The sequence below is a fragment of the Streptomyces sp. NPDC002896 genome, assembly GCF_040295225.1.
GTDB lineage: Bacteria > Actinomycetota > Actinomycetes > Streptomycetales > Streptomycetaceae > Streptomyces.
Window position 1 is genome coordinate 88,860 of the sequence record NZ_JBEOVA010000004.1, and the last position, 12,173, is coordinate 101,032.

The 12,173-nt window shown below is 69.7% G+C and carries 9 protein-coding genes and 1 pseudogene; 9 read left to right on the forward strand and 1 reads right to left on the reverse strand.

Going from position 1 to position 12,173, the window contains the following annotated elements; translation table 11 throughout:
• Positions 1 to 73 precede the first annotated feature (73 nt).
• The 9 genes from ABT009_RS07480 (at position 74) to ABT009_RS07520 (ending at position 11,065) form a co-directional block, all read left to right on the forward strand.
• The gene (locus ABT009_RS07480) at positions 74 to 2,113 is read left to right on the forward strand and encodes a bifunctional aldolase/short-chain dehydrogenase (RefSeq protein ID WP_351290615.1); all 2,040 of its coding nucleotides are present in this window, start codon (positions 74 to 76) and stop codon (positions 2,111 to 2,113) included.
• Positions 2,110 to 3,561: a rhamnulokinase gene (locus ABT009_RS07485; RefSeq protein WP_351290617.1), complete on the forward strand. Its 1,452-nt coding sequence runs from the start codon at positions 2,110 to 2,112 to the stop codon at positions 3,559 to 3,561. The genes ABT009_RS07480 and ABT009_RS07485 overlap by 4 nt, the downstream gene beginning before the upstream one ends.
• A 121-nt stretch (positions 3,562 to 3,682) precedes the next feature.
• A complete protein-coding gene (locus tag ABT009_RS07490; RefSeq protein WP_351290619.1) occupies positions 3,683 to 4,438 on the forward strand; it encodes a (Fe-S)-binding protein in 756 nt (251 codons plus the stop codon).
• A complete protein-coding gene (locus ABT009_RS07495; RefSeq protein WP_351290621.1) occupies positions 4,435 to 5,910 on the forward strand; it encodes a LutB/LldF family L-lactate oxidation iron-sulfur protein in 1,476 nt (491 codons plus the stop codon). Before ABT009_RS07490 ends, ABT009_RS07495 begins: the two co-directional genes overlap by 4 nt.
• Positions 5,874 to 6,560 carry a LutC/YkgG family protein gene (locus ABT009_RS07500; protein ID WP_351290623.1) on the forward strand — a complete coding sequence of 229 codons (687 nt, stop codon included), beginning with the start codon at positions 5,874 to 5,876 and terminating at the stop codon, positions 6,558 to 6,560. The genes ABT009_RS07495 and ABT009_RS07500 overlap by 37 nt, the downstream gene beginning before the upstream one ends.
• 393 nt (positions 6,561 to 6,953) lie before the next feature.
• On the forward strand, positions 6,954 to 8,033 hold the full coding sequence (locus tag ABT009_RS07505; protein WP_351290625.1) for a sugar ABC transporter substrate-binding protein: 1,080 nt from the start codon (positions 6,954 to 6,956) through the stop codon (positions 8,031 to 8,033).
• Positions 8,034 to 8,080: 47 nt separating this feature from the next.
• Complete coding sequence (locus tag ABT009_RS07510; protein WP_351291353.1) at positions 8,081 to 8,254, forward strand: hypothetical protein; 174 nt, start codon at positions 8,081 to 8,083, stop codon at positions 8,252 to 8,254.
• Positions 8,245 to 9,552 (forward strand): sugar ABC transporter permease, encoded by a 1,308-nt coding sequence (locus tag ABT009_RS07515; RefSeq protein WP_351290627.1) that lies wholly within the window; start codon positions 8,245 to 8,247, stop codon positions 9,550 to 9,552. Before ABT009_RS07510 ends, ABT009_RS07515 begins: the two co-directional genes overlap by 10 nt.
• Positions 9,553 to 9,709: 157 nt before the next feature.
• Positions 9,710 to 11,065, forward strand: a complete 1,356-nt coding sequence (locus ABT009_RS07520; RefSeq protein ID WP_351290629.1) for an ABC transporter substrate-binding protein — start codon at positions 9,710 to 9,712, stop codon at positions 11,063 to 11,065.
• 70 nt (positions 11,066 to 11,135) lie between these two features.
• Here ABT009_RS07520 and ABT009_RS07525 read toward each other — a convergent pair.
• Positions 11,136 to 12,151, reverse strand: a pseudogene (locus ABT009_RS07525) (LLM class flavin-dependent oxidoreductase).
• Positions 12,152 to 12,173 lie beyond the last annotated feature (22 nt).

The window sequence follows — 12,173 nt, forward strand, 5'->3', positions numbered from 1 at the left end:
CGCCCGAGCACCCGTACGCCCTTCGGGCGCCTGAGCCTCCGTACACACTCTTCATCTAAGGACTGAGAACACCATGGCACCCCACCCCGAAGCCGCCGCCCTCCTGGCGCGCTCTCACCGGCTCGGCGCCGATCCGCGCAACACCAACTACGCGGGTGGCAACGCCTCCGCGAAGGGCACCGACACCGATCCCGTGACCGGCGGCGACGTCGAGTTGATGTGGGTCAAGGGGTCGGGCGGTGACCTTGGAACGCTCACCGAGTCGGGCCTGGCCGTCCTGCGCCTCGACCGGCTGCGGGCGCTGCAGGACGTCTACCCGGGCGTGGAGCGCGAGGACGAGATGGTCGCCGCGTTCGACTACTGCCTGCACGGCAAGGGCGGTGCGGCGCCGTCCATCGACACCGCGATGCACGGCCTGGTGGACGCGCCGCACGTCGACCACCTCCACCCCGACTCCGGCATCGCGCTCGCGTGCGCGGCCGACGGCGAGAAGCTGACCGCCGAGTGCTTCGGCGACAGTGTGGTGTGGGTGCCGTGGCGCCGGCCCGGTTTCCAGCTGGGCCTGGACATCGCGGCGGTCAAGGAGGCCAACCCGCAGGCGATCGGCTGCATCCTCGGCGGGCACGGCATCACGGCGTGGGGCGCCACGGCCGAGGAGTGCGAGCGGAACTCGCTGCACATCATCCGCACCGCCGAGGCGTTCCTCGCCGAGCGCGGCAAGGCCGAGCCGTTCGGGCCGGTCATCGAGGGGTACGAGGCGCTGCCCGAGAGCGAGCGCCGTGAGCGGGCGGCGGCCCTCGCGCCGTACGTCCGGGCCGTCGCATCGCAGGATCGCCCGCAGGTCGGCCACTTCACCGACTCCGACGTCGTCCTCGACTTCCTCGCGAGCGCCGAGCACCCGCGCCTTGCGGCCCTCGGCACCTCCTGCCCGGACCACTTCCTGCGGACGAAGGTCAGGCCTCTGGTCCTGGACCTGCCGCCCACGGCTCCGCTGGACGAGGCGGTCGCGCGTCTGAAGGAACTGCACGCCGAGTACCGCGAGGAGTACGCGGCCTACTACGAGCGGCACGCCGAGGCCGACTCGCCCGCGATGCGCGGCGCCGACCCGGCGATCGTGCTGGTCCCGGGCGTGGGCATGTTCTCGTTCGGCAAGGACAAGCAGACGGCCCGCGTGGCCGGCGAGTTCTACGTCAACGCGATCAACGTGATGCGGGGCGCCGAGGCCGTCTCGACGTACGCGCCGATCGAGGAGTCGGAGAAGTTCCGCATCGAGTACTGGGCGCTGGAGGAGGCCAAGCTCCAGCGGATGCCGAAGCCCAAGCCGCTCGCCACGCGCGTGGCGCTGGTGACGGGGGCGGGCAGCGGTATCGGCAAGGCGATCGCGCACCGGCTGATCGCGGAGGGCGCGTGCGTGGTGGTCGCCGACCTGAACGCGGAGAACGCGGCAGCCGTGGCCGAGGAGCTGGGCGGTCCCGACAAGGCCGTCGCCGTCACCGTCGACGTGACCAGCGAGGAGCAGATCGCCGGGGCCTTCAAGGCCGCGCTGCTCGCCTTCGGCGGCGTCGACCTCGTCGTCAACAACGCCGGCATCTCCATCTCCAAGCCGCTCCTCGAGACCACGGCCAAGGACTGGGACCTCCAGCACGACATCATGGCGCGCGGTTCGTTCCTCGTCTCCCGCGAGGCGGCGCGCGTCATGCGGGACCAGGGCCTCGGCGGCGACATCGTCTACATCGCCTCCAAGAACGCCGTGTTCGCCGGGCCGAACAACATCGCCTACTCCGCGACCAAGGCCGACCAGGCCCACCAGGTGCGCCTCCTTGCGGCCGAGCTGGGCGAGCACGGCATCCGCGTCAACGGCGTCAACCCCGACGGTGTGGTGCGCGGCTCCGGCATCTTCGCCGGCGGCTGGGGTGCGCAGCGCGCGGCGACGTACGGCATCGAGGAGGAGAAGCTCGGCGAGTTCTACGCCCAGCGCACCATCCTCAAGCGCGAGGTGCTGCCGGAGCATGTCGCGAACGCGGTGTTCGCGCTGACCGGCGGGGATCTGACGCACACGACCGGGCTGCACGTTCCCGTGGACGCGGGTGTCGCGGCCGCCTTCCTCCGATGAGCGCGGGGACGGCCGGCTCGTTCGCCGCGGTCGACCTCGGCGCGTCCAGCGGACGCGTCATGGTCGGCCGCGTCGGCCCCGGCACCCTGGACCTGACGGAGGTCCACCGCTTCCCCAACCGGCCGGTGCGCATGACCGAGGGGCTGCGGTGGGACATCGTCGCCCTGTACGCGGGCGTGCTCGACGGTCTTCGGGCGGCCGGGCAGGTCGACTCGGTCGGTATCGACAGCTGGGCCGTCGACTACGGTCTGCTGGACGCGGACGGCGCGCTGCTCGGGAACCCGGTGCACTACCGCGACTCCCGTACCGAGGGCGTCGCGGAGAAGGTGTGGGCGACTGTCCCGGCGGACGAGCTGTACGCGGCGACCGGGCTTCAGTACGCGCCCTTCAACACGCTGTACCAGCTGGTGGCGGCTCGCGACAGCGCCCAACTGGCCGCTGCGGAGCGCCTGTTGCTGATTCCCGATCTGATCGCGTACTGGCTGACCGGCGAGGCGGGCACGGAGCTCACCAACGCCTCCACCACGCAGCTGATCGATCCACGCACGCGTGCCTGGTCGTACGACACCGCGGCCCGGCTCGGCATCGACCTCAGCCTCTTCGCCCCGCTCCGAAACCCCGGCGACCCGGCGGGCCACCTGCTGCCGCACGTCCTGGAGGAGACGGGGCTCACCGGCCCGGTGCCGGTGACCGCGGTCGGCTCGCACGACACCGCCTCCGCCGTCGCCGCGGTGCCCGCGACGAGCGAGCGGTTCGCCTACATCTGCACCGGCACCTGGTCGCTGGCCGGCCTGGAACTCGACGCTCCGGTGCTGAGCGAGGCGAGCCGCACGGCCAACTTCACCAACGAGCTGGGCCTCGACGGCACGGTCCGCTATCTGCGCAACATCATGGGCCTGTGGCTGCTGCAGGAGTGCCTGCGGTCGTGGGGCGACCCGGATCTGGCCGCGCTGTTGCGGGATGCGGCCGACGTGGAGCCGCTGCGGGCGGTCGTGGACGCGGGCGACGCCGCGTTCCTCGCCCCCGGCCGGATGCCGGAGCGCATCGCCGACGCCTGCCGGGCGACCGGCCAGCCGGTGCCCGCCTCCCCCGCCGAGACAACCCGCTGCATCCTCGACTCGCTCGCCCTCGCCCACCGCCGGGCGATAGCCGAGGCCCAGCAGCTCGCCGACCGGTCCGTCGACGTCGTGCACATCGTCGGCGGCGGCGCGCACAACGAGCTGCTGTGCCAGTTGACGGCCGACGCGTGCGGGCTGCCGGCGGTGGCGGGACCGGCAGAGGCCGCAGCACTCGGGAACGTGCTGGTCCAGGCGCGTGCCCGGGGCCTCGTCGGCGACCGTGCGTCGATGCGTGAGCTCCTCGCTCGTACGCAGCCGTTGCGGCGTTACGAGCCCGTGGGCGACGCTGCCGCATGGCGTGCCGCGGAGGCCAGGATCGCCGCGCGGTGACTTCCGGAACAGGAGGGGACGGCGGGAGGGTGTCGCAAGGGGCTGTCTGCCGCGACGCCCTCCCGCCGCGTAATCTGCACTCATCCGATGATCGAATACGAAGGAACACGAAGGAGCCGCGATGCGTGTCGCACTGTTCCTGACCTGTGTCAACGACACGCTCTATCCGGATACCGGCCGCGCCGTGGTGAAACTGCTGGCCAGGCTGGGAGTCGAGGTCGACTTCCCGATGGCGCAGACGTGCTGCGGGCAGGCGCACTACAACACCGGATACCGGCATGAGGCAGAGCCGCTCGCCCGGCATTTCTCCGATGTCTTCCGTGAGTACGACGCGATCGTGACGCCGTCCGGCTCGTGCGGGGCGATGGTGCGTGAGCTGTATCCGCGGATGGGTGAGCGGGCGCGGGCGGAGGGCCGCGGCGACGGGCTCGCGACCGCACTGGCGCCCGTGGTCCCCAAGACGTACGAGCTCACCGAGTTCCTGGTGGACGTGCTGAAGGTGACGGACGTCGGCGCGTACTACCCGCACAAGGTGACGTACCACCCGACCTGCCACGGCCTGCGCGGTCTCGGCCTGGGCGACCGGCCACGTCGGCTCCTTCAAGCCGTCAAGGGGCTCGAACTGGTGGAGCTGCCGGGCGCCGAGGAGTGCTGCGGCTTCGGCGGCACCTTCGCGATCAAGAACCCCGACGTCTCGGCGGCCATGGGCGCCGACAAGGTGCGCAACGCCGAATCGACGGGTGCCGAGGTGCTGTGCGCGGCCGACAACTCGTGCCTGATGCACATCGGCGGCACGATGGGACGGCTGCGTACGGCCATGCGTCCCGTCCACATCGCGGAGATCCTGGCGAGCACGGAAGAGGAGCCCCTGGCATGAGCGGGACGTTCGTGGGCATGCCCTCGTTTCCGAAAGCCGCGCACGACGCCGTGCGCAACAAGACCCTGCGCGGCAATCTGCGGCACGCGACGCACACCATCCGCGACAAGCGTGCCCGCGCCGTCACCGAACTCGACGACTGGGCGCGGCTGCGCGAGGCCGGCAAGCAGATCAAGGACCATACGCTGCGCCATCTCGACCGCTATCTCCTGCAGTTGGAGGAGGCGGTCACCGCGGCGGGCGGCATCGTCCACTGGGCGGCCGACGCCGACGAGGCCAACCGCATCGTCACCTACCTGGTGAAGGCCACCGGCGAGACCGAGGTCGTCAAGGTCAAGTCGATGGCCACCCAGGAGATCGGACTGAACGAGGCCCTCGAGGCCGAGGGCATCCACGCCTACGAGACCGACCTGGCCGAACTCATCGTGCAGCTCGGCAAGGACCGCCCCTCGCACATCCTCGTCCCCGCCATCCACCGCAACCGGGGCGAGATCCGCGACATCTTCAAGCGCGAGATGGGCGAGTGGGGCCGCCCGGCCCCCGACGGCCTCACCGACACGCCCGCCGAACTCGCCGAAGCGGCCCGCCTGCACCTGCGGGAGAAGTTCCTGCGCGCGAAGGTCGGTATCTCGGGCGCGAACTTCATGGTCGCCGAGACCGGCACCCTGGTCGTCGTCGAGTCGGAGGGCAACGGCCGCATGTGCCTGACCCTCCCCGAGACCCTGATCTCGGTCGTCGGCATCGAGAAGATCGTGCCCACCTGGCAGGACCTGGAGGTCTTCCTCCAGACACTCCCCCGCTCCTCGACGGCCGAGCGCATGAACCCGTACACGTCGATGTGGACCGGCACCACAGACGAGGACGGCCCACAGACCTTCCACCTGGTCCTGATCGACAACGGCCGCACCGACACGCTCGCCGACGAGGTCGGCCGCCAGGCGCTGCGCTGCATCCGCTGCTCGGCGTGCCTCAACGTGTGCCCGGTGTACGAGCGGGCGGGTGGCCACGCGTACGGCTCGGTGTATCCCGGCCCGATCGGCGCGATCCTGAGCCCCCAACTACGCGGCACGGAGAGCGAGATCGACGCCTCGCTGCCGTACGCCTCGTCCCTGTGCGGCGCCTGCTACGAGGTGTGCCCGGTGGCGATCGACATCCCGGAGGTGCTGGTGCATCTGCGGGAGCGCATCGTCGAGGGCGGCATGGTCACGCGTCAGGGCGCGAAGGTCGTTCTGAAGCCCGCGAAGGGGCACGCCGCCGAGCGGGCGGCGATGCGGGCGGCACGCTGGGCGTTCAGCCACCCGGGTGCGCTGCGCACGGGCCAGCGGCTGGCGTCGCGGACCCGCCGGCTCCATCCGCGGTCGCTGCCGGGCCCCGGCCAGGCATGGACCGCGAGCCGGGACATTCCGGCGGTACCGGCGGAACCGTTCCGCGACTGGTGGCAGCGCACGCACGGTGGAAAGGACGCCCGGTGAGCAGCAGCAGGGACCTGATTCTGGGCCGGGTGCGTCGCGCGCTGGCCGACGTGCCGAAGGACGACACGCCGTACGAGCAGGCCGTGGACCGCACGTATCTGCGCGAGCACGGCGACCGTACGACGGAACAGACCGTCGACCTGCTCGCCGAGAACCTGGCGGACTACCGGGCGATCGTGCACCGCACGGACGTCGGCGGCCTGCCCGCTCTGATCGCGCGGCTACTCGCCGAGCGCGGTTCGCGGACGGTGCTGGTGCCTTCCGGCCTGCCCTCGGAGTGGCTGGCCGAGGCGGCCGAGGCGACGCGTGTCCCCGACAGCGCGGCAAGCACTCCGCACGAGCTGGACGAGCTCGACAGCGTCGTCACCGGCTGCGCGGTGGCCGTAGCGGAGACCGGCACGATCGTCCTCGACGGAGGCCCCGACCAGGGCCGCCGCCGCATCACCCTGGTCCCCGACCACCACATCTGCGTCGTACGCGTCCCCGGCCAGGTCGTCTCCTCGGTCCCCCAGGCCCTGGAACGGCTGGACCCGACGCGCCCGCTCACCTGGATCTCCGGTCCGTCCGCGACCAGCGACATCGAGCTGGACCGCGTGGAGGGCGTGCACGGCCCGCGGGCACTGGAGGTCGTGCTGGTCAACGGGGAGTGACGACGCCGCCCACCGCGACGTCCCGGCAGCCGGCGGTGATGTCGCCCCGCGACCACTTCCGCGAGGGGCAGTGCGGCGCCGGCCCGCTTCGCGGTCGACGTACACGCCCTGCTAGACCCGGCAGGGTCTGTACGCAATACCGGCGCGACCGAATGTGCCACTCTGGTGTGTAGGTGCCCTACCAGTCTGGACGGCTAGTCCACCAGCGCAGGATTCGGCGCCCTCACCGTCACCGTGTGTGTCCGGCTCTAGCTGCCGATACTTACGGCATCGGACGGGAGGCAGATGGGATGTGTCCAACCCCCTCTCTCACCGCGGACCCACAGCGAGTCGCCGTGAGCGTCATCTCGGCGTGCGCCTGCCCGGTCGCTGAGCGATGCGGGGGTCCCTGACATGAGGACCCGCAGATTGAACGCCATCGCCGTCGTGACCGCGGGACTCATGGTCACAGCCCTGGCAGGCTGCGGTGGGAACGGTGAGGCGGGCGGTGACAGCCTCACGATCGGCCTGCTGCTTCCGAGCTCCGGGCGCCCTCGTTTCGATCACTTCGACAAGCCCCTGATCGAGAAGAGGCTGAAGGAACTGTGCGCCCAATGCAAGGTCGAGTACGCCAACGCCGGTGACGATGCGGCGGTCCAGCGGCGCCAGCTCGACACCATGATCACCAAAGGGGCGAGCGTCCTGATCCTTGACGTCGTCGACCCGAAGGCGCTCCGCTCCTCGGTCGAGGCGGCCCGCAAGTCGGGGATCCCGGTCGTCGCCTATGACCGGCTCGCCCAAGGCCCCATCTCGGGCTTTGTCACCTTCGACGGTGCGCAGGTCGGCAGGCTGCAGGGTGAGGCTCTGCTCAAGGCCCTCGGTGACAAGGCCGACCGCAGCCAGATCGTCATGATGAACGGCGATCCGAGCGGCCCCAACGCGGAGTGGTTCAAGAGGAGCGCACTGTCCGTCCTCCAGGGCAAGGTGAAGATCGGCAAGTCCTACGACACAGTCGACTGGCAGGCGGAGAACGCCCACGCAAACATGTCCGCCGCCATCGCATCCCTGGGCCCGGGCGGGATCGACGGCGTCCTGGCGGCCAACGACTCCATCGCCACCGGCGTCATCTCCGCGCTCAAGGCCGCCCGCCTCACACCGATGCCGCCCGTCACCGGTCAGGACGCCGACCTGGACGCTGTGCGGCGCCTCGTCAGCGGTGAGCAGTACATGACGGTCTACAAGCCGTTCAGGGACCAGGCCGGCACCGCTGCCGCCATGGCCGTGGCCCTGGGGCGCGGGGAGGACGTGGGCAGCATCGCCACAGGCACCATCGACAACGCCACCACCAAGGGCATCCCGACCGTACTGCTCACTCCCGTCTCCGTGACCGTTCGCAACATCAAGGACACCCTCGTCAAGGACGGCGTGTACACGATCGACCAGATCTGCATCCCGAAGCTCCGCTCCGCCTGTGACAAGGCCGGGCTCACCTGACGCCGGGCTCATCCACGTGAGGCCGGGCTTTGCGAAGGAGGCGGCCGATGCCGGTGCTGCTCCTGCCGACGCTGTGCGGTGTCTTTTCGCTTCCGGGCACGCCCAAGCTCCAGCTGCCTGTGGCCACTACGACGTCCCAGGGACAGGTCCTCGCCTCGGCCAGCGGTGCGTCGGACAATGCCGCGACCCACCGCACGACGAGCCGGGGGCAATGGCCGTGAACAGGCAGGGGACATCCCGGGGTGCGCGAGCCGCCAGATCGGTCGGCGCCGACGCAGTGTCCTCCGCGGCCGACAGGACCGGCGGCACGTCCTGGCGGAACATACACGTCAGCAGGTTCACCGACGCTGTCCGGCACGGACTGCACGGGAGTGAACGCGGCCCGCTCTGGGTCACCCTCGGCCTCGTCGCGCTCTGGCTCGTCTTCCAGGGCCTCGACGACAGCTTCCTCTCGCCGCGTAACCTGTCCAACCTCAGCGTGGATATCGTCGGTACCGGTCTCGTCGCCATCGGCGTCGTCTTCGTGCTGATGATCGGCGAGATCGACCTGTCGGTCGGCTCCGTCAGCGGTCTCGCGGGGGCCGTGTTCGCCGTGCTGAGCGTGAACCTCGGTATGACGGAATGGCTCGCCGTCATCCTGGCGGTGGTCACGGGAACGGCTGTGGGAGCAGTCCACGGGACCTTCTTTTCCAGGATCGGCGTGCCTGCCTTCGTCATCACCCTCGGGGGGCTTCTGGCATGGAACGGCCTGACGCTGCTCCTCCTGGGCGCAAGCGGTGCCATCAACATCAACGACGAGGGCCTGGTCGCCGCTCTGACCAGCTACTACTTCAGCGCCATCGGCGCCGCGTACGGCCTGGCGGCGCTCGGCACGACCGGCTACCTCCTGGCCTCACACCAGCTCAGCAAGCGCCGCAAGGCCGCCGGGATGCCGCACCGGCCGCTGCGTGAGATCTGGGTGCGCACCGCTGTCCTGGCGTTGGTCGCGTTCGCCGCCGCCCATGTGCTCAACCAGTTCCAGGGCCTGCCGCTCGCCCTCCTGATCTTCCTCGTCTTCCTCGCCGGCTCGGACTACGTCCTGCACCGCACGCGCTACGGACGGATGATCGTCGCGATCGGCGGCGGCGCCGAGTCTGCGCGCCGCGCCGGCATCGACGTGGTACGGGTTCGGATCTCGGCGTTCATGCTGTCGAGCACGCTGGCTGCGATCGGCGGCTTGTTCGTGGCCTCGGGGCTCACCGCGGCGAGCCCGACGACGGCTCGCGCCGCGGGCTCCGGCATGCTGCTGATCAACGCCATCGCCGCGGCCGTCATCGGCGGCACCAGCCTGTTCGGTGGCCGGGGCTCGACGTGGTCAGCTCTGCTCGGCGTGCTGGTCATCCAGTCGATCGCCTCAGGCATGGCGCTTCTGGGCGCCCAGGACGCCGTCCAATTCCTGATCACCGGTGGTGTGCTGGTCGCCGCCGTGACCGTCGACACGCTTTCCCGGCGCTCCCACGAGGCGCGCGGTCGGCCCTGAGTAATCGCCATCCGTCTGCGCCTCGGACCATGCACACCGTGCCTCCGCAGGCCTGCCGAGATGCATGCACAGCACAACGGTCCGGGTCCACTGACTTCGTTATGCTCGGACACATCGCAAAGGATCCGCAGACATGGCTCGGCAGAGACGGGATCCCATGAAGCGTTCCCCCCTCTCCCATCTGACTGTGACATTTGCGGTTACCGCAGGTCTGGCCCTCTCCGGCTGCGGCGGAGGGGATCCGCCCTCCGGCGGGTCGAAGGAGAGCATCAATGTGCTCTCCATGAACGCGCCGCAGATGCAGAATCTGAAGAAGCTCACGAAGAGGTACTTCACCGCGGAGACCGGTATCACGGTCAATTACACGCTGCTGCCGGAGAACGAAGCGCGGGCCAGGATGGACCGCGAGTTCTCGAGCCAGGCCGGGCATTACGACGTCGCCAGCGTCAGTGCGTACGAAGTGCCGATCTATTCGAAGAACGGCTGGCTCGTCCCTCTGGACTCCTACGCGAAAGCGGACGAGTCCTTCGACCAAGGCGACATCTTCCCCAATCTGATCACGGCCCTGACCGGGAGCGACGGCAAGCTCTATGCCGAGCCCTTCTACGGCGAAGGCTCCTTCACGATGTACCGGAAGGACCTGTTCAGGAAAGCCGGGCTGACCATGCCTCAGAACCCGACCTGGCAGCAGATCGCCTCGCTCGCGGCCAGGATCGACGGCACCGAGGGCGCGAAGGGCATCTGCCTGCGCGGACTGCCCGGATGGGGCCAGAATCTCGCACCGATAAACACCGTCGTCAACACCTTCGGCGGCACCTGGTACGACATGGACTGGAACGCCCGGCTCACCTCGCCGGAGTTCAAGAAGGCCGTTCAGTTCTACGTCGACCTGGTCCACAGACACGGTGAGACCGACGCCGCGCGGAGCGGCGTACTGGAAATCCTCGACGCCTTCAGGGAAGGCAAGTGCGCTATGATGTACGACGCCACGTCCCTGGCACAGTCGGTCGAGTCCGATGGCTCAGCGGTCAAGGGCAAGGTCGGCTACGTCGCGGCACCGCACGACAAGACCCAGAAAGCCGGCTGGTTGTGGACCTGGGCATGGGGAATCCAGAGCGCCAGCAAGAACCGGGACGCCGCGTGGGAGTTCATCTCCTGGGCCTCCTCCAAGGAATACCAGGAGCAGATCGGCAAGGAAGCGGGCTGGACAGCGGCGCCCGCCGGAAGCCGGGAGTCGCTCTACGCCAACCCTGACTACCAGAGGGCGGCTGCCGCCTGGTACCAGCAGGAATACACGGCGGAGAAGAACTCCGCCGACCCGAAGAACCCGGGTGTCGGCCCGCGCCCCTACACCGGAATCAGCTTCGTCGGCATCCCTGAGTTCGCCGACATCGGCACCAAGGTCTCCCAGGAGATCAGCTATGCCATCGCGGGAAGGCAATCGGTAGAAACAGCTCTGCAGAAATCGCAGAAGATCGCCCAGGCGGCAGCGGCGAAGTACCGCGCCGGCTGACGGGAGGCCGCAGACGTTGGCAGGCAGGCGGAATCACGACGCCGTGCCGGCCGGGGTCAGACGCCGGAGTTCAGGCGGCTCCTTGCCAGCCGAGTGCCGGGCCGAGCTTGATGGCGATGTCGGTGAGGATCTGCACGTAGTCGTCGTGCTCGAACGTGAACGGCAGGGCGAACGCGACCTCGTCGACCTCCCGGAACGCGGCATGGGCGTAGAGCCGCTCGGCGATCTCCGCGGACGTTCCGACGAGATCGGGCGCGAACATCATGCGCGCCGGGCCCTGGGGCGCGGCGGTGCGCGGCAGCCGCTTCTCGGCGTAGGCCTCGTACTTCGCGCGCTGCTCCGGCGTGGCGGAGTCGGTGGGGATGACGACGAGTCCCTGGGAGACGCGGGCCCGGTCGCCGTCTGGGTGGTGGGCGCGGAAGGTACGGATGTGCGACAGCTGGGTCTCGGCGAAGTCCTCGGACTCCTCCGCCTTCACGACACTGCTGGTCAGGAGGTTCATGCCGTGCTCACCGGCCCACTGGGCCGACCGGAGACTGCCGCCGCCGTACCACATACGGCGGCCCAAGCCGGCGGCGTGGGGCTGGACGCGGTCCGAGAACACCTCGAAGCCCTCGACACCGCTGAAGTCGGTGGCCGACTTGCCGCGCACGAAGTCCAGCAGCCGCTGCACACGGTCGTAGCTGAAGTCCTCGGCCTCGGCGGTGTCGGGGTAGAGCGCGTGCTTGACCTGGTCGTAGTGCATCGGCGGGCCCACGCTGACGCCCGGATTGAGGCGGCCCCCGGACAGGATGTCGACCGTCGCCAGGTCCTCGGCAAGGCGCAGCGGGTTCTCCCAGCCCAGCGGGATGACCGCTGTGCCGAGCTCGATGCGGCTGGTGCGCTGTGAGGCGGCCGCCAGGACGGCGACGGGCGAGGAGATGCCGTACTGCAGGTGACGGTGGCGCAGCCAGGCGCTGTCGAAGCCCAGCCGCTCACCCAGTTCGATGATCTCGAGCGTCGACTCGTGGCCGCGGCGAGGGCCTCGTCGAACAGCCCGATCGTCAAGAAGCCCAGCTTTCGCAATGGTTCCGAGGTCAGCGGCACGGGCTCCTCCATCGTCCGCGGC

Excerpts from the sequence above, each read along its gene's own strand:
- ABT009_RS07520 (WP_351290629.1), top strand. The coding sequence starts at position 9,710 with ATGAAGCGTTCCCCCCTCTCCCATCTGACTGTGACATTTGCGGTTACC.
- ABT009_RS07515 (WP_351290627.1), top strand. The coding sequence starts at position 8,245 with ATGGCCGTGAACAGGCAGGGGACATCCCGGGGTGCGCGAGCCGCCAGA.
- ABT009_RS07495 (WP_351290621.1), top strand. The coding sequence starts at position 4,435 with ATGAGCGGGACGTTCGTGGGCATGCCCTCGTTTCCGAAAGCCGCGCAC.
- ABT009_RS07490 (WP_351290619.1), top strand. The coding sequence starts at position 3,683 with ATGCGTGTCGCACTGTTCCTGACCTGTGTCAACGACACGCTCTATCCG.
- ABT009_RS07480 (WP_351290615.1), top strand. The coding sequence starts at position 74 with ATGGCACCCCACCCCGAAGCCGCCGCCCTCCTGGCGCGCTCTCACCGG.
- ABT009_RS07510 (WP_351291353.1), top strand. The coding sequence starts at position 8,081 with ATGCCGGTGCTGCTCCTGCCGACGCTGTGCGGTGTCTTTTCGCTTCCG.
- ABT009_RS07485 (WP_351290617.1), top strand. The coding sequence starts at position 2,110 with ATGAGCGCGGGGACGGCCGGCTCGTTCGCCGCGGTCGACCTCGGCGCG.
- ABT009_RS07505 (WP_351290625.1), top strand. The coding sequence starts at position 6,954 with ATGAGGACCCGCAGATTGAACGCCATCGCCGTCGTGACCGCGGGACTC.